Source organism: Arthrobacter sp. U41 (assembly GCF_001750145.1).
Classification (GTDB): domain Bacteria; phylum Actinomycetota; class Actinomycetes; order Actinomycetales; family Micrococcaceae; genus Arthrobacter.
Genome location: NZ_CP015734.1, coordinates 13917 through 35362 on the forward strand (window position 1 = coordinate 13917; position 21446 = coordinate 35362).

Genomic DNA, 21446 nt, shown 5'->3' on the forward strand with positions numbered 1-21446 from the left:
TTCGCGCCGTGGCACGGAACGGCAATGTCTTGACAAGTCGTCTCATAGAGCGCCGTGTCTCAGGCACGTCTTTAGGGGTTTATGGGGCAGACTACGGTCATGGCACTTCTCGGATACACCCGGATCAGCACCGCCAGCCAGGACGACCAGCTCCAACGCGACGCCCTCACCGCGGCAGGCGTCCAGGCCCGGGACATCTACTCCGATGTGACCTCCGGAAGCAAGGAAGCCAAAAGCCGCCCCGGCATGCAAAAACTCATGGGCTACGCCCAAAGCGGCGACACGATCGTGGTGTGGCGCATCGACCGGCTCGGCCGATCCCTGCTCGATGTCCTGTACACCGTCAACGGGCTCCGGGACAAGGGAATCAAGGTCCGCTCGATCGCCGACGGCATCGATCCGGAAACCAATACCGGACGCCTGATGCTGAACATGCTCGCCACCTTGGCCGAGTACGAACGCGAACTCATCGTCGAACGCGTCAACGCCGGCATCACCGCCGCCCGCGCCGCCGGGACCATCTTCGGCCGCCCCGTGACCGACCCCGCCCTCACCGCCGAAAAGCTCCAGATCGTCGCCACGGCCCGTGCCGAAGGAAAAACCGCACAACAGGCCGCCCAACTCGTCGGCTGGAGCCGGGCCACCCTGTACCGGCACCAGCAAGCCAACGTCCGGCTGAAGGACTGAGAGGGACCGGCATGGAACTGGGAAGGCCAGACCCTCCATCCACGACTGCCTCAATCCCATCGGCCCCGGAGCCATCGGCGCAGATGCCCAGACCGTCCGACGTTCAAAACAACGCCGGAGGAGCCCGCACGTGCGGCCCCGGAACCGCAGTCCGGACGCTGGGAAAACCGTCGACCCGGGCTACCAGTGGCAAATGTGAATGACTTGATTCTCCGTGTCCGACTGGTGGCATGGCCGGGCTTATCGAGAACCCAGGTTTTCAGAAGGAGGGCCAATGCCCCGTCGTTCAATCCTGTCCGCCGCCGAGCGGCACACCCTGCTCGCCCTGCCCGAGGGCCAGGAAGAGCTGATCCGGCACTACACCCTCAATGATGCCGATCTGGCCCTCATTCGCCAGCATCGCAAGCCGGAGAATCGGTTGGGCTTTGCCATCCAACTTTGCTACCTGCGATTTCCCGGCGCCATCCTTGGCACCGACCAAACACCGGACCCACCGGTGTTGGCCATGGTGGCCGCCCAGCTCGGCGTTCCGGTCGAGAGCTGGGACGAGTACGGCCGGCGCGAACAGACCCGGCACGAGCATCTCAACGAGCTGCAAACGGGTTTCGGATTCAAACTATTCGGACTGAGCCAGTACCGGGCGGCGGTCCATGAGCTGGTTGAGCTGGCGTTGCAAACGGACAAAGGCATCGTGCTGGCCGGCGCCCTGGTGGAAAGCCTGCGCCGCCAGCGCATCGTCGTCCCGGCAGCGGATGTCATCGAGCGGGTTTGTGCCGAGGCGATCACCAAAGCCAACCGGCGCATCTACGCGGCATTGACCGGTGACCTTTCAGATGATCACAAACACCGGTTGGATGGTCTGCTCAAGCGCAGGGAGGAAGGCAAGTCCACCCGGCTTGCCTGGTTGCGCCAGTCGCCGGTCAAACCGAACTCGCGGCACATGCTCGAACATATTGAGCGGCTCAAAGCCTGGCAGGCGCTGGAGCTGCCCGCCGGCATCGAACGGCAGGTCCATCAGAACCGTCTGCTGAAGATCGCCCGTGAGGGCGGGCAGATGACGCCGGCTGATCTGGCCAAGTTCGAGCCGCAGCGCCGCTACGCGACCCTGGTCGCGGTGGCCGTAGAAAGCACGGCCACGGTCATCGATGAAATCATCGACCTGCACGACCGCATCATCGGCAAGATGTTCAACACCGCCAAAAACCGGCACCAGCAACAATTCCAGGCGTCCGGCAAGGCGATCAACGACAAGGTGCGCCTGTACGGGAGCATCGGCAAGGCGCTGCTGGAGGCGAAGGAAAGCGGCACCGACCCCTTCGCTGCCATCGAGTCCGTCCTGTCGTGGGATGCCTTCACGACCAGCGTGACCGAGGCGCAAAAGCTTGCCCGGCCCGGGGACTTCGACTTCCTGCACCGCGTGGGCGAAAGCTACGCCACGCTGCGCCGCTATGCCCCCGAATTCCTGGCCGTGCTCAAGTTCCGGGCGGCACCGGCCGCCAAGGACGTGCTCAAGGTCATCGAGGTGCTGCGTACCATGAACGCGGATAGCGCCCGTAAGGTGCCGGACGATGCGCCACGGGGATTCGTCAAGCCGCGCTGGGCAAAACTGGTCGTCACCGAAGACGGGGTCGACCGGCGGTATTACGAGCTGTGTGCGCTGTCGGAGTTGAAGAATGCGCTGCGCTCGGGCGATGTCTGGGTGCAGGGCTCGCGCCAGTTCAAGGACTTCGAGGAATACCTGGTCCCGGCGGGGGTGTTCAGCGATCTGTTGGCGTCCGGCGGCTTGCCGTTGGCCGTGGCCACCGATTGCGAGGAGTATCTGCATGGCCGGCTTTCACTGCTGGAGCAGCAGTTGACGGTGGTCAACCGGATGGCCGCAGCCAACGACCTGCCCGACGCCATCATCACCGGGTCCGGGTTGAAGATCACCCCGCTCGACGCGGCCGTCCCCGACGCGGCGCAAACACTGATTGATCAGACGGCGATGCAGCTGCCGCACGTCAAGATCACCGACATGCTCATGGAAGTGGACGGGTGGACAGATTTCACCCGCCACTTCACGCACCTGAAGACCGGCGACAGCGCGAAGGACAAGAAACTCCTGCTGACAACGATCCTGGCCGACGGCATCAACCTCGGGCTGACCAAGATGGCCGAGTCCTGCCCCGGCACGACCTACGCCAAACTGTCCTGGCTGCAGGCCTGGCACATCCGGGACGAAACCTACTCAACCGCCCTGGCCGAACTGGTCAACGCCCAATTCCGGCAACCTCTCGCCGGGAACTGGGGCGACGGGACCACCTCGTCATCCGACGGCCAGCGGTTCAAGGCCGGCGGCAGGGCCCAAAGCACCGGCCACGTCAACCCCAAGTACGGCACGGATCCCGGGCGGATGTTCTACACCCACGTCTCGGACCAGTACTCGCCCTTCAGTGCCAAGGTCGTCAACGTCGGCGTCCGCGACTCAACCTATGTCCTCGACGGCCTGCTCTACCACGAGTCGGACCTGCGCATCGAGGAGCACTACACCGACACAAACGGGTTCACCGACCACGTCTTCGGCCTGATGCACCTGCTGGGATTCCGCTTCGCCCCACGCATCCGCGACCTGGGCGAGACCAAGCTGTACATCCCCAAAGGGGACACCCCCTACGGCGCACTCAAGCCCCTGATTGGTGGCGCCCTCAATACCAAGGCCATCCGCGCCCATTGGGACGAGATCCTGCGGCTATCCACCTCGATTAAACAAGGCACAGTGACGGCCTCACTGATGCTGCGCAAGCTCGGCAGCTACCCCCGCCAGAACGGCCTGGCGGTGGCCCTGCGCGAGCTGGGCCGGATCGAACGCACCCTGTTCATCCTGGACTGGCTCCAAAGCGTCGAACTCCGGCGCCGGGTAAACGCCGGGCTCAACAAGGGCGAGGCACGTAACGCCCTCGCCAGGGCCGTGTTCTTCAACCGGCTCGGCGAAATCCGGGACCGTGGATTCGAGCAGCAACGCTATCGCGCCAGTGGCCTCAATCTCCTCACCGCCGCCATCGTGCTCTGGAACACCGTCTACCTCGAACGAGCCGCAAACGCGCGACGCGACCAGGACCCGGAATCCCACGACGCGCTCCTGCAATACCTGTCACCACTGGGTTGGGAACACATCAACCTCACCGGCGACTACACCTGGCGCAGCAGCGCCAGGATCGGCACGGGCAAATTCAGGCCCCTACGATCAGCTTCCAAGGCTTAGCGTGGTATTTTTTCCGTTTTCTGAAGCGCCCCCTAGAAGGGGGTTGAGGACCAATGCTCGCGGAAGTCACGCTAAGCATCTTGTCGAGAAACGATGGATTGCCGACGCCCGTCCCCAAAGAGCGAATTGCAGCGAAATCCACGTCGAAAAGCCATGTTGGGAAACAACGACGGAAAACCCTGGACGCAACAGAACCGACATCCTCAACTCAGGAACAAAATTGCCGCCAAATCAAGGAAGACCAATCACTAACGTGACTTTCCCGAGGTTTGGTCCTCACGCCCCTGATCGGTGCCAGGTTCGCTGTGCTCGCTCCTCGGGCCTTTCTGCCATCACGCGGCCCGCCAAAGGGTCCCGAGTAGTTCAAGTTCCGTCTCCGACGGTGGGATCCAGTAAAGGTCAGTGTCGGGCTCCGACACTTCGTGTTCCGCGAGTTCCGGGGAGAGGTTTCTGTCCAACCATGCGTGCCAGCGGGCCCGCTGCAGGCGGTGGCGTGTGATTTGCTCGGCAGCGTCGTCGAGGGCGCCAAGGCGGCGTGCCAGGTCGGTGAGGCTGGTTGCAGCCACTACGGTCCAGCAACCGTTGCTGCGCTGGATCATGTTGTGGGCGACCATCTCTGCCAAGGCTTTGTCGACAGCTGACCGGCTGAGGGCCGTTGAGCGGACGATTTCCGCTGTGGTGGGGGAGAGGCGGCCGCGTTCGATGGCTTCGTAGGTGAGTGCCGCGACGTCGCCCAGGACACGGAAGACAGGGCGGATGCCGTGGATCTTCCCGCGCCGCCAGGAGAGATCACGGGCCAGCTGTTCGAAGTGTGGTGGCAGTTGGATGAGGTAGGTGTCGGCGTTGCGGCCGCGGGCGTCCGATACTTTCGTCAGGATGCCGTCCGATGCGGACTGGAGAGCGGGCAGAAGCCTCGCTATGGTTCCGTGGTGCTTACCGAGCGCGCTGGCAAAGGTCCTGCAGCCGACGTCGAGCAGGTCCGTTTCCATTGTTCTCATGTAGCCCAGTACCGCACGGAGAAGGAGCCGGAGGCTCAGCCCCTCTCTACCCCGTTCTTTGAGCCGGTGGTCAAGGATTGCGTAGAGCACATTTTCTAGATCGTTCACGAGCTGGTGCGCACCAGCTTTGCTGGTGTGTTTGGCTGCCCCCCCTGTGGGTTGTGGGTGGCTTGTGTCGTTAATAAGGGAACTAGTCACTTCGGTCTTGGAGGCTGGCTTTTTCTGGACCCAGCCGCAGGCGTTCGCCCACTCCTTGTCCAGGAGGCGGTCGCTGTGGCCCTTGTCCTTGTAGAGGGCGGCGAGGCCGGCGAACTGGCCGGCCATCTCGCGCTGGACCTGCTCCAGGGTCCAGCCACACGCTGCAAAGTGGTTGAGGACCGCCATGCGGGCCTCTGAGGGACTGGCGTAGCGGTTGGTGTCGTACAGGCCCGTACGGGCGAGAACCCGCAAGGGTGACTGGCTGCCGCCGAAAGAGAGCGGACTGATGCCCGGGGCCGCGGCGAGAGTGGCGAGCTTGGCCGCTCGGGCTTTCAGGTCACGGCGTCGGCGCAGCTCCGGGGCCAGTGCCCGGAGCAAGGCGTTCCATACCTCGGCGTCGTTACGCCGACGCAGCGTGTCGTAGGCGGTCGCCAGGGGAGTGATGAGGACCTGGTGTCCGCCGGCTTTGTGCGCCGATCCTGGGACGCGGATGCAGCCGTCGGTGATGTTCTGGTGGGGGCCGGGGTCGAGGCTGGGGGCCAGTAGCGTCATGGCTTCCACGACCTCGCGGGCCTCGGCTGCGGTGACACGCTCCGTGAGCGGGACGTACAGGTGCCGGCCTCCACTGGGGGAGTAGTCCGCGACGTAGCTGATCCCACAGCGCTCCAGCAGCTCTCCGAGGCGCTTGGCGTCCTCGTCCACAACCTCTTGCAGCGCTTTGGAGGTATCGAGGTCGAGACAGATGGTGGCTACTGAGCCGTCCGGTCCGTGAACGAGGACTGCGGCGGGCTGTTTGGGGAGTGTGGCCGTGATTTTTGGTGCCACAGCCGGCCTTGGGTACTGGAAGCGGCCACGGACCCATCGACCCCGCCGGTACGTCGGGGCTCCAGCGATCAGCCGGGCGAGACGCCATGCGAGTTCAGGCGTGACTTGACGCGCCGACAGCGGCGCGCCAGTTGTTGACGCCGCGACAGCGGCAGGTACCATAGACAACAGCTACTCCCTTCGGGGTATAGCGAATGGAGCGCCCCTCGCGGGGAGCCTGTGAAAGGTTCAGATCGAATCCCGCCAAGAACGAGATCTGAACGCATACTTAACGAAGGCCCGCCATGTGCGGGCCTTCAGTTATTAACTGGCCTTCGGTATAGGTAGCGCTCCCTGGTCCCTGTAGTCGTCAATGTCATCCCAGAGCGGCAGACCGCGGGCATCCAGGGGAATCCCCAGCAGGAGCCGTTCTGTGATCAGGCCTTTGGAAAGATTGGTGTGGGCGGACACGCGGTCCACCAGGTCCTTTGCGGACGGTGAGACGTCAACACGCAATATCACGTTGTCGAGGCCTGTGCCTCTGGGACGACGGGTCTTTGATGCGCTCATGCTGGCGAGTCTAACCGTACGGGTACGGTTAAGTTCGCTTGCTGTTGCAGCGTGTCGCATTATTTACCTATCTGACGTGGGGAAATGACAGATGCGCGCCCGCGTGACCAGCAGAGCTAGGGCGCCTCGGTATGGACGGCCCTTGCCTGATCGAACCACTCGCTGCCTCCCCGGTCTTCCTATGGAGGCGAGGCGCATTCTCAATAGTAGTGCATGTGCACTTTATTGCCGCAAGGTAGGGTGCGAATGCACCCCACCGCGCCGGCCCCTCATGACCTTTCGGAGCGCCGCGACTCCCGGTCCTTGATCCAGGCGGCGATCTCCTCTCCGAAGCGCTCAGGAGCCGAGTTCCACTCGCATTGGTGGGGGACTGGCGGAAATTCAACCAATGTGACGGTCTCCGGGTTGCTCTTTGCGAATTGAGCCGATAGCTCGAAAGGCACCTCGGTGTCGCCTCGCGAGTGGAGCACGAGGGCAGGGGTGCGCAGGCGTCCGACGCGGCGGGACCAATCCAGAGCGTCGAAGTCAACGGGCTTGGTCAGGGAGGCGAGCCGGCTGACGCCGGGTGTCGAAAGGATACGCGGCACCACCTTTGCAATAGCCGGGGGAAGACCCGCGGTGCGGGCATTTTCGAAGATGACAGCTTCTGTGTTCGGGCCTGGTGAGACCAGCACCAATCCTGCTATGACCTGCCGATAAGCGGACGTTTCTGTCAGCAGCAACGAGATGGTTGCTCCCATTGACCAACCAAAAAGATAGACCGCTTTCGCCCCACGCTGTACCGCGTAGGCGAGTGCCTTATCCACATCTTCCGCCTCCAACCGCCCGTAGTGGCTGACCTGGCCCTGGGCGTGGTTCTCTGCGTCTCCGTGGTAGGACGGGACAACCGAAGTTAGCCCCAACCGCGTTGCGGACTCAACGCTCCGCAGCATGGACTGGCGGGATGAGCGCAGGCCATGAATGTGAATGACCCACACGTCGGTCGATGGCTTGGCAGGGTGGAAAACCCACGCGGGGAGTCCCCCCGGGGCGAGCTGCACTTCCTCAAAGTCGAGGTGCAGCTCTTCGGGGGATGAGAATGCCTGGCCGGTCCAACTTCCGCGAGTAGCTCCTGCTTCCAGGGTCCCTGTCCATCGCAGTATCTCCCGAGTCACCTCAGCAGTGTCTGCATCTTGCCGCAGAACCTCTCCGACGACGATGTGCGTGCCGGGCATGACGATTCCATAGGTTCCGGGGGCGAGCGTTTTTGAATCCGCTTTCAGCACGACGGTGGTGCGGTCTTTCGATATCCGGAGGTCTCGGACCTTCGGGTCTTTCCATGCCGTCATTTTTTGACCTAGTGCGGCCGTTGCAGCGACCGGAAGCAGAAGGGCAGTCAGGGATGCCGCAGAGACCAGCCAAGGGTTGGGAGCCATATACAGAGATCCTTACGTCGAGGTCTTAAGTGGGGAGTCAATTAGAAGTGCATCGGCCTTGTGGGTCAGGTTTAGTTCAGGCGTGTTCAGTGCAAAGCCTTTTAGCGTCACGAGGTCCCGCACGTGGATGAGCATCTGGTAGCACGCGATTTTTGGCTCTCTTGCCACGTCCAGGAGCGGACGTTTGTCCAGACCCGCTCGTCCGAGGACCCGCCGGAGACGTAGCGCGTAGAAGAGGAATGTGCAGTATTCCCGGAGAGACCGCACAGAGCCTCTGAGAAAGCCCACACAGAGGAGGATTGCTCCCGAGAAAAAGGCCGCTACGTATACCGAATACAGCAGGGTCGAGAGAGGCGCGCTGACAACATTGAGGTGCTGCATCCAAAGCAAGATGACATCCACGGTGTTCCCCAAAACGACCAAAGAAAAGCCTGCGATGAAAATCTTCGATCGCTTGGAGGAGCCCAGGATCGCACCGAGTGAAAGAGCAGCGATGATCGCCACGAGCGATAGGTATGCGGACAGATAGATAGCTGTCCACGGCTGTCCTATGAGCGCTGCGATGAACGTCTCCACGGAGGTAAACCGGTTCTGTTCGCCTGAGATCATGGTGAACGCGACGGAATAGGTGACGATTCCGAGCCCTAGAAACACGCGGTAGTAGGGTGGCGAGGCCTTGGACGTGTGGATGAGGATCGCGCGGTACATGAAGTGGAAGGCCAACGTCGTAGACGTTGCTCCCAGCAGATTCCAGTAGCCCATGGAGCCCATTGCCGCATCAAGCGTCGGGACGGGAACAACAAATCCCAGGCAAATTATGGCGATCAGTCCGCACGTACCCGCAAGCCATCCAGGACGGGACGCTCTGGCTCCTAGCGCGTATGGCGCCCGGAGCACGAGAATCAGCCCGGTCAAGTAGAGCATCAGCGTTGCGAGTTCCCTCATCATCCGAAGGCCTGAACGCTCCGGGACTTACGGCTGATGAGGGAAGCAATTTTGAAGGCGAGGAACTCCGCTTCTCGTTCGGCTTCGCCCCAGAGCACCACATCCGGGGTCTCCGTCTCGAGCTGCGTGCCGGGGCGAATGCACTCGCTATGGCGGCAAAGAAGATGACCCAGCTCGTGGAAGAGACTGTGCATCTGGTAGGCCTGAGGGTCGATTCCACGGAAGACAATGAGCACAAAATTCGGCGTTAGCGCAAAGCTGCCGGTGGTTTTCTTGAACCTCTCGTCTACGGTTTGTTCAAGAAAAATGAGTTTTCCTAGGACGACCGCCACGGCATCAACAACGTCCTGGGCAAGCATTCCCGGCTCCAGCTGAAGTTCCGACAAAGCCCTTGTCGTCAGCGTCCTGGATTTGCGGGAAAGTGGGACTGGAATGCCCTCGTAGCTTCGCTCACGCACCGTCGTTCAGTCTTTTTTGGACTAGTTCGGCAAGTGCCTGCAGTGCGCCGGCGTCCAAAGCCCCTCGCCCCCCGAAACCCGTAACGCCGGCCAAAAGCAGGGCATTCTCAGCCCGCATGTGGTTCTCCACATCCTTCAGCACGTTCTCGTCATCGGTGGATAAATAGGCGGGGTTGCCAGTCAGGACATGGGAAATTTGGGCGAGCACGTGTCGGCTTACAGGGCCTCCGTTTTCGAGGAGCCCGACCCAGGTCCGGTACGGCAGTTCGATGCCTCGTTCGGCCAGTTGCGGGCTGTATTTGTCGAAGGCCGCACCGGCGTCCCCTGCGTCTTTCATCTCCAAGGTTTGGCGGAGGCGCGAAGCGACAACGGAAGAACGATTGATCTGGACGTCATTAGAGGATTTGGCCGCGAGCACCTCGCGCACGGGGCTTTGTTGCGAAGAGAAACGTTGTTCCAGGACTCCCAAGGTAGTTACCTTTCCTTGAAGTGACCGGAGGAGATTCATCAACTTAGCGGTGCTCTCCGTAGGGAGGTCACCCACGAAGTCCTGCAGGAGAGACAGATCCGCCGAGACGATGTCTGCCGCAGCTTCGGCGCCTGCGGCTGTCAGCGACCACAGCACCTTCCGCTTATCCTCACCCGATCCACGCTCAACCAAACCCTTGGCAACCAATGAATCGACGGACCTGAAAGGGTCCCGGTTAAGGAGCAGCATCTGGCCCAAGTCCTGCATGGAGTAAGGGCCGGATTCATTTAGCACCAGGAGTATCTCTACCTGTGCGCTGGTCAGATCATGAGCCTGGGCGTGCTCCAAAATCGACCGCTCCCACTCCTTTGAGAGGGCAAGGAACAGGTATCGCAGCTCCGAGGGGGCCACTTTTTCTTCGGACATAGCTCCCTAGCGTCGACGGTTGGACCTCGCAGCTATTCTATCCCGCGCTGATTTCACCTCCTCCGGACCAAAATTCGTGCGCGGCTCATGACTTGCATCTAAATAGACCTGATGCTAGCGCACCGCATTTTTTTGATTACAGTGCATCTGCACCGCAACGTGGTAAATTTGATGCGTAGTGCTTTCGGGACACGGATCTTCGTCCCACTTTTCTAAGGGACGGGGGACAGACCAGTGACACGGAACACCGCCACACTGGGCGCGGCCGTCATCGTTCCCACGCTCGTACTTGGCCCGGTCTTCTCAATCCTGTTGCTTCTCACACCGGCCAAACCTGCCGCGGCCGATTGCGGCCCGGCCGTTTCTGTCGTCGTCGACGGCAGCACCAAGGTGGAGGGTTACACCCAGGATCAGTTGCAGAATGCCGCCGCGATCATGGGTGCCGGCAAGGCACTGGACTTGTCCGTCAACGGGCAGATGATCAGCGTGATGGTCGCTCTGGGGGAGTCAGGGCTGCGGGTGCTGGATAACGGCGACGGATCCGGCCCGGATTCGCGGGGGTTGTTCCAGCAGCGGGACAACGGGGCGTGGGGCTCTTACGCGGACCGTATGGATCCCACCATCAGCGCGACGAACTTCATCAAGGTCCTGAAGGGCGTGGCCGGCTGGGAGCTGTTGGAACCGACCATTGCAGCCAACAAGGTCCAGCGCAACGCTGACCCGTATCACTACCAGAAGTACTGGCCCGAGGCCGTGAAACTCGTTCAGGCGCTCTCGGACTCGAAGTTCTCCCTGCAAGGCAGCGACTGCGCCATCCCGGGTCAGTCCGGTGCGGGGGATGACTACCCGTGGAAGACCTCACCGACCTGGTTGCAGGTCGGCGCAACCACGGCCAGCACCTCACCGCTGGGCATGTATTACCGGGAGTGCGTGGACTTCGCCCTGTGGCGGGTGAACCAGCAGATGGGCTCCACCAGCGCACCGTTCAAGTTCCTCAACGGCACGTTCCGCCCGGACGGGCAGGGCCTCGGCTCGGCGCTGACGTGGAAGGCCGGCTGGGACGCCAAGGGCTGGGATTCCGGCAGCACCCCACGGGTCGGCGCTGTGGTCTGGTACGCGCCCGGCGCCGGGGGAGCGGATGCGAGCTTTGGCCACGTCGCGGTGGTCAAGGAAGTCAAAGACAACGGGACCTACGTAGAAGAGGGCTACAACGGCAACCCGGCCCCGGCGGACCACGCCTACTACACCCGGACCGTGAGCAGCACTGTCCCCTCAGCTTTCCTGTACCTGCCCAACCAAGAGGAGAAGAAGTGAAGAAGTCCCTGACCCTGCTCGCCGTGGCGCTGCTCTGCGTGTCCTGCGCACCGGCAGGCACCACCACAACAGCACCGGCTGCATCCGGCACCGCCAGCCCCGCGGCGTCCGCGCCGGTCTCCCTGAGCGCCGACAGCGGCCCCCAGGCCCCGGGCGGCACCATCCCGGCCACGATCGGCATCACCTGGGACCAAGCCAGCAAGGACAAGGCGGTGGACGTCGCGGGGAAAGCCATGACGGACTTCGCCCGCCCCGGCGTGGAGGAAACGCAGTGGGCCAATGACCTGGCCCGCTGGCTGACCCCACAGGCGACCGCTGACTACTCGGCCGTGGATCCGGCCACCATCCCCGCGTCCCGCGTCACCGGCCCCGCCACGTTGAGCGTCGATGACGCCAACGGCTTCGGCGTCACGGCCGCGGTCCCCACCAACGCCGGGACTTTCGCGGTGCAGCTGCTCCGCACGGACACGGACGCCCCGTGGAAGGTCAACCGCCTCACCCCGCCCCCGTCCTGAACCGCTCCCTCTTCACCCTCCCCGTCTCACTCTCCTCAAGGAAGAAGCTCATGGGCACCACACCAACGCAAGTTCTGGCCTTCCCCACCATCACGGCCATCGTCCGCGGCAACGGCACCAGCGAGGTCATCGTCGCGGGCAACTCCCGCGTCGTTGCAGGAGATTCCGTGCAGGAGCTCCGCAACAACGCCTTGTCCCTGATCGTGGGCGAGGCTCAGACCCTGCAGCGCCCCCTTCGGGTCCGGATCGAGGACCCCGACGGCCAGGGCGAACTCATCGTCCACCCGGACAAGAAGATCGAATCCGTCTCCTATGAGCCCGCTCCCGCCCGCCGGCGGGCAGAGGCCCCTGCAACCACGCCCAGGACCGTCGCCCCGGCGATCATCGACACCGTCCCCGCACAGGAGTCCGCCGCACCGCCGGCAGAGCCCGCGCCAGTTCCCTCCCCGGCAGCACCGGCGGATGCCCAGCCGTGGCCGCCCGCCCCGGTGGCAGTCGCGGAAACAGTGGACACCGTCCCGGCGCCGGCCACCCCGGGACCGCAGACAGCTGTCGTTGTTGAGGAGGCGGTGCCGACGCGGCGCAGCTTGAAGGACACCTCGTTCCTGGTCAGCGCCCCGGTGCTGGAACCGGCCATCCAGGGCTGGCGCGGCACACTCACACGCTTGGGGTTCCGGATGGACCCCTCCGAGGAAGAACTCACCGAACGCGAGGATATCCGCACGGTCAGCCAGCATTGGCCCGGCCCCCGGACCATTGCTGTGGTGAACCGTAAGGGCGGGGCGAACAAGACCCCCACCGTGGTGATGCTCTCGGCCATCCTTGCCCGCTACAGCGGAGCGGCCACCGTGGCGTGGGATAACAACGAATCCCAGGGGACCTTGGGGTGGCGGACGGAAAAGGGCGCCCACGACCGCAGCGTCCTGGACCTGATCGATTCCTCTACCGAGCTGCTGTCCCCGTCAACGAACGCGGCCGAAATCGCCAAGTTCGTCCATCACCAGACGGCGGATAAGTTCGATGTCCTGCGTTCGGATGAGAACGAGGAAGGCGATCACGAAGTGACCGCCGAAGAAGTCGACATCGCCCACCAGGTCCTCACCCGGTACTACCGGCTGGTGGTCATGGATTCGGGCAACACGGCCCGGGCCGCGAACTGGCGGCGAATGATCGACCACACCAACCAGCTCGTCGTCCCGGTCACGGCCATTGAGGACCGCGCCGAAGCGGCCCGGCTGACGCTTCAGACCCTGGAATCCCGGGGCGGGCACGACGCGGAGCTGGCCCGGGGCGCCGTGGTCATCGTCTCCGAGTCCACCGACGCCAAGTCCAGCATGAGCGGGGATGCGCTGAAGCGGGCCAAGGACGAGGCCCAGCGGATCGCTGACGGCTTCGAACCGTTCGTCCGGGCTGTCGTCCGGATTCCCTACGATCCGGCCCTGGTCAACGGACCTATCCGCTATGAAGCCCTTCAGCCCGCCACCCGGCGGGCATGGCTCGCGGCCGCGGCCGCCGTCGCCGCCGGCTTCTAACGACACTCATTAACGGACTTTGAAAGGAGGCCATCATGCAACAGTCCCTGAATCCCTGGATCACCCGCCCGGCCCCTGCCGACGGTGCTGACACGGCATCCCCGGATGCGCACCTGCCGCAGGCGGCCGTGATTAGTGCACCGCTGCGGGGAATGGTCGAACCCGACGCCGCGGACCGTCTGGCCCGCCGCACCGTGACAGGCTCCGCAGCGCTGTGGGTCACCGGTTCCCACGGCGGATCCGGTGAAAACCGCATCGCTGACTTGATCGACGGGGCACGGCCCACCTATCACTGCTGGCCCGTTCTCCAGGACGGGAGCAAGCCCCGGGTACTGCTGGTCTGCCGCACCGATATGCGCGGCCTGACAGCAGCACAGAGCGCCCTGACCCAGTGGGCCTCGGGCGCGGCCCCGGAGGTTGATCTGCTCGGCCTCGCCGTTCTCGCGGACGCACCCGGCAAAACGCCCAAGCCCTTGCGGGACTTCGCCGCCATCGTCGGCGGGGGAGCGCCCCGGTCCTGGGCCCTGCCCTGGGTAGAGGCATGGCGGCACGGGAACGCCACCACACCGCCGGGGCGCGATTACCAACGCTTCATCACTGACTTAACCACCCTGGCCACCACCACCACCAAACCCGGCACCACCCACTGAAAGGTCTCTCACCATGAACTCCTTCTCCGCAATTGCAGCGTCCGTCATTCCCAACCCCACCCCGGTCGTCCCGGCAGAAGCCGGCGGTCTGCTCACGGTCCTGAACTGGGCCTCCGGCATCGGCCTGGTCCTCGGCGTCCTGGGCGTCATCATCGTCGGCATCGGCATGGTCATCCAGCTCCAGCGCGGCGAAGGAGCCCAAGCCATCGGCAAACTCGGCTGGGTCCTGATGGGCTGCATCATCATCACCGGCGCCGCCGGCATCGTCCGCGCCTTCGTCTAAGCCAGCACCAACAACGGGAGGTTCACCATGAGCCAGTCAACTGAGAGCACCACCGAGGCCAATCCGTTCACCAAACCCGGTTTCATCATTGCTGCCGCGCTGGTGGTCGCGCTGATAGCAGCAGCCGTCGTCATTTTCCTGCTCCCCAAGGGAGACAGCAACGCCCAGCCGGCCCCCGCTGCCTCGCCGGGGAGCGCCTCCGCAGCACCTACGAAGTCAGCAGACGCGGTTGGAAAGAGTGTTTGCGGGCTGCCCTCAAGCACGGAAACAGCCTTGGGAACAGCGCCGAAATCCAAGTGGGAACTTGTAGGAAAAATGGCCGCCCCCACCGACCCCAAGACCTTCGGCCCGGGAGTGACAGACGGAGACGGGTTCCGGTCTTGCTTCGCTAACTCCCCCACCGGCGCACTCTACGCCGCCGCCAACATGATCGCCCTTGGCTCATCCGGGACACAGGATGAGCTCAAGCTCGCCGAAAAATTTCTGGTGCCGGGCCCCGGACGTGACGCGGCAATTAAGGCGGCCAAGACGCGGACTTCAGCTGCGGGAAGTGGTGAGACCGCTCAGGTCAGCGGCTTCCGAATCAAGTCTTACAGTCCGACTGAGGCAGACGTCGATCTGGCTATCAAGCTCCCGAACGGTGCGCTGGCACATTCAGTTCTTTCGCTTCGTTGGGTAGCCGGTGACTGGAAGGTGAAGGCTTCCGATGACGGCCAAATATTCAATGGTGTCGCCCAGCTCAGTGATCTGAGCGGATTCATCCTCTGGTCAGGCGTCTGACATGGCTGAGTGCAGTTTGGGGGACATGACGTGCGTCGCGGGCAACATCGCCGCCGGAGCGGTTAACGACGCCATCACGAATCTGGCGAAGTCGATCATGGAGGGCATGAGTCAGATGGTGACGACTCTGTCGACTTTCTGGGTGTCCATGCCCACGGTGAACCTTGCTAGTGCGGACGGGGCGACGCCGAGTCCCATTGTTTCTGCGGTTAATAGCGAGTTGTTGCCTTGGACGCTGGCGTTGGCGGTCCTGGCGGTGATTGTCGGTGGTATCCGGATGATCTGGGAGCAGCGCGGAGCGCCGCTGAAGGATCTTCTGCGGTCCCTGCTCACTTTGACCTTGGTGTCGGGTCTGGGTCTGGGCGTTATCTCGATCCTGGTCATTGCGGCGGATGCTTTTTCGGCCGCGATCATCGACCGCTCCACGAACGGCAAGGGCTTCGCCGATGCAATGAGCATCCTGGTCATGACCAACCAGACCGGGGTCGGCGTATTTATCCTCATCATTCTGGGACTGATCGGGCTGATTGCCTCACTCGTTCAGATCGTCCTGATGGTCGTGCGCAGCGGCATGCTCGTGATCCTGGCGGGCATCCTGCCCACGACTGCTGCTTTCACGAACACGGAGATGGGGAGGCAGTGGTTCCAGAAAGCAATCGGCTGGACCATCGCTTTCATCCTCTACAAACCGGCTGCGGCCATTGTCTACTCGGTTGCGTTCCTCCTCATGGGCAGCAGGGGCCAGGACGCTTTGATCGGGTCCATTACCGGGTTCACGTTGATGCTCGTCGCCCTCTTCGCACTGCCGGCGCTGATGCGCTTCGTGACGCCGATGGTGGGTGCCGTCGCCTCCGGCGGTGGAGCGGGAGCAGGAGCCGCCGTCGGGGCAATGGCCACCGGCGCTGTGTCCATGGGCCGTGGCGGCAGCGGTAAGGGCAACGCTTCCCCGACACCGGCCAGTACACAAAGCACCCAATCGGGGTCATCTCCGAAGGGCAGTAACGGAACGGCCGGCCCCAGGGGAAATGGCGGCCAGCCGACACCCGGGGCTACCGGACCGGGTAGGGCTGCCAGCGCTGCCACGGCCGGTGCAGCCGGCACCACGGGCGCCGCCGGGGCAGGAGCTGCCGCCGGCACCGCGGGTGCCGCGTCGGGAGCGGCGTCAGCTGCCGGCCCGGCCGGTATGGCCGTCGCCGCAGGAGCACAAGCAGCGTCCAGGATTTCCCAGGCCGCACAACAGACCGCGCAGGATTCAACCGGCCAATCAGCGACAACGGAGGGCCCCAGTGGCAGCCATTAATACCGAATACAAGGAACCGTCCTACGGCAACTGGCGTGTCCCGCGCTCAGCGGGCCTGGGTAATCTCGGCGCGATCGGCACCGGCATTGTCATGGCCGGGTTGTTGGCCGGCATCATCAGCTTCGCGATCTGGGGCCTCTTCCCGGGCCTGGGGGTCCTGGCCGTAGCCGGGGCCAGTGCCCTGTTGCTGACGGTCAAGGACAAGCACGGCCAGTCCGTTGTTGACCGGTTCGGCACCCGGATGAGCTTCCGTCTCGCCAAGTCCTCCGGAACGAACCTCTACCGTTCCGGCCCCCTCGGTGTGACGGCCTGGGGCATGTACCAGCTGCCCGGCCTGGCCGCGAAGTCCACCCTGTACGAATTCACCGACTCCTACAAGCGCCCTTTCGCCCTGCTGCATGTGCCCGCCACCAGCCACTACACCGTGATCTTCTCCACCGAACCCGACGGCGCGTCCCTGGTAGACCCGGAACAGGTCGATGCGTGGGTCGCGAACTGGGGCGGCTGGCTCGCCGGCCTCGGGGACGAAGCGGGCCTGGACGCAGCCGCCGTAACGGTCGAGACCGCACCGGATTCCGGCTACCGGCTCCGCAATGAGGTCATGATGAACATCGACCCGAACGCCCCGGATTTTGCCAGGAATGTGCTCAACGAGGTCATCGACACGTATCCGGAAGGGTCGGCCACGGTCCGGGCCTGGGTGTCCCTGTCCTTCAACGCCGCTCTGCGGGCAGGCTCAAAGAAGCGCACACCGGAGGACGTCGCCCGTGACCTCGCGTCCCGGATCCCGGGCCTGTCGGCCCGGTTGCAGTCCACCGGCGCCGGGATCGCCCGTCCGATGTCCGCGCAGGAACTCTGCGAGGTCGTCCGGATCGCCTACGACCCGCCCGCTGCCCTGATCATCGACGAAGCGCACTCCGCCGGCTCCCCGGTCTCCTTGACCTGGGGCGAGGTCGGCCCCTCCGCGACGCAGGCGTCCTGGGATGACTACCGGCACGACAGCGCGTTCTCAGTTTCATGGACCATGACCGGTGCCCCGCGCGGGTCGGTGAACTCCTCGGTCCTCTCCCGGCTGCTGGCCCCGCACGGGGACATCGACCGCAAGCGGATCTCGCTGCTGTACCGCCCGATGGATTCCGCCCGGGCAGCGGCCGTGGTGGAGCGGGACCAGAACAACGCCAACGTCCGCATCACCTCCGGAAACCGGCCCTCCGCCCGCGCCCTGGTCGATGCCCGCTCCGCCGTGCAGACCGCGCAGGAAGAGGCTCAGGGGGCCGGGCTGGTGAACTTCGGCATGGTCGTCACCGCCACCGTGACCGACAAGGAACGCCTCCCCGACGCCGTCGCCGCCGTGGAACAGACCTCCGGCACCGCCCGGGTGCTGCTGCGCCGGGCTTACGGCGCCCAGGACACCGCGTTCGCCGCATCCCTGCCCCTCGGGCTGGTCCTTCCCAAACACAGCCTCCTGCCCTCCGAAATCAAGGACGCCCTGTAATGGCCCGCATGAAACTCTTCACCCGCCCGCCAAAAAGGTCACAGCACCGGTCAAGGCCGCGCCGAAGAAGAAGACGGAGAAGGAACCCCGCCAGCCCGGCCCATCTGCCCGGGGCTGGACCGGACGCGGCGGCGGGATGGCCCAGCTCGTCCCGTCCGTGAAGGAATACCGGGGAACCACCGTCCAGGTCTGCGGTCTGTGGCCCTTTTCCTCCGGTGCCTCCTCTCCCATGATCGGCGTCCCGCTCGGACGCCACGAGGAAACCCAGGCCACGGTCTGCTGCGACCCGATCAGCTGGTTCCAGCGGGCACGCCTGATTTCCAACCCGTCGGCGTTCATCCTGGGCAAGCCGGGGCTGGGCAAGTCCACCGTGGTGCGCCGGATGTTCATCGGTCTCTCCGCCCAGGGCGTCCACCCCTGATCCTGGGGGACTTGAAAGGCGAGCACGTCAAAGCGGTCCAGGCACTCGGCGGACAGGTCATCAAGCTCGGCCGCGGCGTCGGGTACCTGAACATCCTCGATCCCGGCCAGGCCGTCGAAGCGGCGCAGCTGCTCGAAGACAGCGGCCACCATGAGGACGCCGCCCGGGTCCGCGCTGACGCGCACGGCCGGCGCCTGACCATGGTTGTCTCCCTGATCACGATCAGCCGGAACAACCCGCCCACCGATCAGGAACAGACGATCCTGGACCGGGCCCTGCGGGTCCTCGATGACCGATTCGACGGTGTCCCGGTCCTGAAGGACCTCCTGGATGTGATCATCTCCGCACCCGATGAGCTGCGGCAGGTTGCCCTGGACCGCGGCGACATGAACGTCTACCTGCAGGAAACCCGCGCCTTGGAGGCAACCCTGCTGGGCCTGACCGGTGGCGGGAAGCTCGGAGAAATCTTCTCCCGCCACACCACCAACCCCATGATGCGCGACCGCGCCGTCGTCTTCGATGTCTCCAGCATTGACGAGACCGAAACAGACCTGCAAGCCGCCATTCTGCTCGCGTGCTGGTCCTACGGATTCGGGACCGTCAACGTCGCCAATGCCCTTGCCGACGCAGGTCTGGAACCGCGCCGGAACTACTTCGTGGTCCTGGATGAGCTGTGGCGGGCGCTGCGCGCCGGTAAAGGCATGGTGGACCGGGTGGACGCCCTGACCCGGTTGAACCGCTCCGTCGGTGTTGGGCAGATCATGATTTCCCACACCATGTCCGACCTGCTGGCACTGCCGGCGGAAGAGGACCGGATGAAGGCCCGCGGCTTCGTGGAACGCTCCGGCATGGTGATCTGCGGCGGCCTGCCGGCCTCGGAGATGCCGTTGCTGACCTCAGCCATTCCCTTGTCAGGTGAGGAACAGCAGAAGCTCATCTCCTGGCAGGACCCGCCCGCGTGGGACTCACGCGGGCTCGACGTCGAACCTCCCGGCCGGGGGAAGTTCCTGATCAAGGTTGGTGGCAGGCCCGGGATCCCCGTCCTGGTGGGCTTAACGTCCTCGAACAGGGCCCGGACGGGGTCAACGACACCGAAGGAAAGTGGCATGAGGCCCCGGAAACCCTCCTCGAGCCAATGACCCCTGACGTACCCCTTGAAGGAGGTCCGCTGTGAGCGCACCGAACCGTAAAGGAATGGGCCTCGGGGATGCCCTGCTGGTCTGGATGGCCATTGGCTTCATCGTCGTCTTCGGGGCGGGACCTACGCGGCCGCCCACCTGGGATCCTGGATGGCCGGCATCGACTCACCCCCCAAACATCCGATTGATCTGATCGCTGGGCTGGTCAAGGGCCGGGTGCCGTGGCCCGTCCAGTCCACCGTCGCGGCCGCCCTCATGGCCGGCGTGGTCCTGGTTCTGGCCGTCGTCGTGCTCGTGGCCTGGCGGAAGGGTGCGTCCAAGCGTGCCCGGGTAGACAAAGCCGCCCGGTATCTGGGTCGAGGGAAGTCGCTGGCTGCGTTCTCCGAGAAGGGCGCGAAAGCGACGGCGGAGCGGCTGGGAGTGACGGATACCCCGGGCATCGTCGTTGGCAAAGTCGTTTCTACCGGCCAGAAGTTCATTCAGTCCTGGGAAGACCTCAGCCTCGATATCTGGGGACCCCGTACCGGTAAGTCGACCTCACGGGTGATGCCCGCGATCCTGGACGCGCCCGGCGCCGTAGTGTCCACGTCGAACAAGCGTGACGTGGTGGACGGCACCCGCGGGGTTCGCGAGCTCACGGCCCCGGTGTGGGTGTTCGATCCGCAGAAGATCGCCCAGGAAGAACCGGACTGGTGGTGGAACCCGCTCTCCTACGTCACCGACGAAGAGAAGGCCTACAAGCTCACCCAGCACTTTTCCGTCGGCTCCCGCGTCCCGGGGTCCAAACCGGACGCCTACTTCGACCCCAAGGCCGAGGACATTCTCTCCTCGTACTTCCTCGCGGCCGCGCTCGGTGGCTTCCGATCACACAGGTGTACTTGTGGGTGACGGAGCAGGTCAGCCAGGAACCCATCGAAATCCTGAAAGAGCACGACTACGAGCTGCAGTACAAGGGCCTGGAGTCCACGCTGAAACTTGCCGACAACAGCGCGACGGGATCTTCGGCACCGCCGAGAAAATGATCCAGTGCCTTAAAAGCCGGAACACGCTGCGCTGGGTCGCCCCGACAGGCGGCGCAACGGTCGCCACGGACGCCCGCCGGCAGTTCAACCCACACGCGTTCGCGGCCTCCCAGGAGACGATCTACATCCTCTCCAAGGAAGGGGCCGGCTCAGCCGCCCCGCTCACCACAGCCTTGACGGTGGCGATCGCCGAAGCGATGGAGGAACGGGCCGAACGCAGCGGCGGCCGCCTGCCCAAGCCTGCACTGTTCGCCCTCGATGAGCTGGCCAACGTCGTCCGCTGGGCCGGTCTGCCGGATCAGTTCAGCCACTACGGGTCCAAGGGCCTGATCGTCATGGGCATCCTGCAGTCCTGGTCACAGGGCGTCGAACTCTGGGGCGAGGCGAGCATGCGGAAAATCTGGTCCGCCGCGAACGTCAAGGTCTACGGCGGCGGTGTCGCCGAAGAAGGCTTCCTCCGGGCGCTCTCGGACCTGATCGGGGACTACAGCTACACCAACGTCTCCGTCTCCTCCGGCAAGACCGGGTCCAGCCGCTCCCGCCAAGAGGGCAAGGAACGCATCTTCGACGTCTCCAACCTCGCCGAACTGGACCGCGGCCGCGCCGTGATCCTCGCCTCAGGTGCACCAGCCACCCTGGTCCGGACCATGCCCTGGTACACCGGACCGCACAAGGACGCCGTGGAAGCGTCCATCAAAAAGTACAGCCCGCGACCCGACGAAGAGGCTGTTCCGGTTGCCGCTGCGTCGGTCGCTAATCCCTGGGTCACGGGGTAGGAGGTTCT

General features: G+C 64.1%; 16 protein-coding genes and 2 pseudogenes. 12 read left to right on the forward strand and 6 right to left on the reverse strand.

Annotation, left to right across the window (positions count from 1 at the left end):
• Positions 1–99: 99 nt before the first annotated feature.
• Together ASPU41_RS20830 and ASPU41_RS20835 are read left to right on the forward strand one after the other, a co-directional pair.
• The gene (locus ASPU41_RS20830) at positions 100–687 is read left to right on the forward strand and encodes a recombinase family protein (protein ID WP_069952878.1); all 588 of its coding nucleotides are present in this window, start codon (positions 100–102) and stop codon (positions 685–687) included.
• Between the two features lie 274 nt (positions 688–961).
• Positions 962–3928, forward strand: a complete 2967-nt coding sequence (locus ASPU41_RS20835; protein ID WP_069952879.1) for a Tn3 family transposase — start codon at positions 962–964, stop codon at positions 3926–3928.
• A 332-nt stretch (positions 3929–4260) separates the two neighbouring features.
• On the opposite strand, the gene ASPU41_RS20840 is transcribed toward ASPU41_RS20835, so the two are convergent.
• From ASPU41_RS20840 to ASPU41_RS20865, 6 genes are all read right to left on the reverse strand, one after another.
• The gene (locus tag ASPU41_RS20840) at positions 4261–5949 is read right to left on the reverse strand and encodes a hypothetical protein (protein WP_231941602.1); all 1689 of its coding nucleotides are present in this window, start codon (positions 5947–5949) and stop codon (positions 4261–4263) included.
• Between the two features lie 303 nt (positions 5950–6252).
• On the reverse strand, positions 6253–6498 hold the full coding sequence (locus ASPU41_RS20845) for a hypothetical protein (protein WP_069952991.1): 246 nt from the start codon (positions 6496–6498) through the stop codon (positions 6253–6255).
• Between the two features lie 269 nt (positions 6499–6767).
• Entirely contained in the window at positions 6768–7913 is a 1146-nt protein-coding gene (locus ASPU41_RS20850) for an alpha/beta hydrolase family protein (RefSeq protein ID WP_083266750.1), read from the reverse strand.
• A gap of 12 nt (positions 7914–7925) precedes the next feature.
• Complete coding sequence (locus tag ASPU41_RS20855; protein ID WP_069952993.1) at positions 7926–8861, reverse strand: hypothetical protein; 936 nt, start codon at positions 8859–8861, stop codon at positions 7926–7928.
• Positions 8858–9217, reverse strand: coding sequence for a hypothetical protein (locus ASPU41_RS20860; RefSeq protein WP_069952994.1), 360 nt, complete (start codon positions 9215–9217; stop codon positions 8858–8860). Before ASPU41_RS20860 ends, ASPU41_RS20855 begins: the two co-directional genes overlap by 4 nt.
• Positions 9218–9308: 91 nt before the next feature.
• Entirely contained in the window at positions 9309–10211 is a 903-nt protein-coding gene (locus ASPU41_RS20865) for a MarR family winged helix-turn-helix transcriptional regulator (RefSeq protein WP_157357175.1), read from the reverse strand.
• 234 nt (positions 10212–10445) lie between these two features.
• Here ASPU41_RS20865 and ASPU41_RS20870 point away from each other — a divergent pair, with 234 nt between their 5' ends.
• From ASPU41_RS20870 to ASPU41_RS24150, 10 genes and pseudogenes are all read left to right on the forward strand, one after another.
• Complete coding sequence (locus ASPU41_RS20870) at positions 10446–11525, forward strand: CHAP domain-containing protein (protein WP_069952996.1); 1080 nt, start codon at positions 10446–10448, stop codon at positions 11523–11525.
• Complete coding sequence (locus ASPU41_RS20875; protein WP_069952997.1) at positions 11522–12040, forward strand: hypothetical protein; 519 nt, start codon at positions 11522–11524, stop codon at positions 12038–12040. The genes ASPU41_RS20870 and ASPU41_RS20875 overlap by 4 nt, the downstream gene beginning before the upstream one ends.
• Positions 12041–12090: 50 nt before the next feature.
• On the forward strand, positions 12091–13572 hold the full coding sequence (locus tag ASPU41_RS20880; RefSeq protein WP_069952998.1) for a chromosome partitioning protein ParA: 1482 nt from the start codon (positions 12091–12093) through the stop codon (positions 13570–13572).
• Positions 13573–13607: 35 nt separating this feature from the next.
• Positions 13608–14222, forward strand: coding sequence for a DUF6668 family protein (locus ASPU41_RS20885; protein ID WP_069952999.1), 615 nt, complete (start codon positions 13608–13610; stop codon positions 14220–14222).
• Positions 14223–14235: 13 nt separating this feature from the next.
• On the forward strand, positions 14236–14505 hold the full coding sequence (locus ASPU41_RS20890; protein WP_069953000.1) for a hypothetical protein: 270 nt from the start codon (positions 14236–14238) through the stop codon (positions 14503–14505).
• Positions 14506–14532: 27 nt separating this feature from the next.
• A complete protein-coding gene (locus ASPU41_RS20895) occupies positions 14533–15285 on the forward strand; it encodes a hypothetical protein (RefSeq protein WP_069953001.1) in 753 nt (250 codons plus the stop codon).
• A 1-nt stretch (position 15286) separates the two neighbouring features.
• Entirely contained in the window at positions 15287–16585 is a 1299-nt protein-coding gene (locus ASPU41_RS20900; RefSeq protein ID WP_069953002.1) for a hypothetical protein, read from the forward strand.
• Positions 16572–18080, forward strand: coding sequence for an SCO6880 family protein (locus tag ASPU41_RS20905; RefSeq protein ID WP_069953003.1), 1509 nt, complete (start codon positions 16572–16574; stop codon positions 18078–18080). The genes ASPU41_RS20900 and ASPU41_RS20905 overlap by 14 nt, the downstream gene beginning before the upstream one ends.
• A pseudogene (locus ASPU41_RS20910) lies at positions 18080–19675 on the forward strand (ATP/GTP-binding protein). Before ASPU41_RS20905 ends, ASPU41_RS20910 begins: the two are co-directional and overlap by 1 nt.
• A pseudogene (locus ASPU41_RS24150) lies at positions 19672–21438 on the forward strand (type IV secretory system conjugative DNA transfer family protein). Before ASPU41_RS20910 ends, ASPU41_RS24150 begins: the two co-directional pseudogenes overlap by 4 nt.
• Positions 21439–21446: the final 8 nt, after the last annotated feature.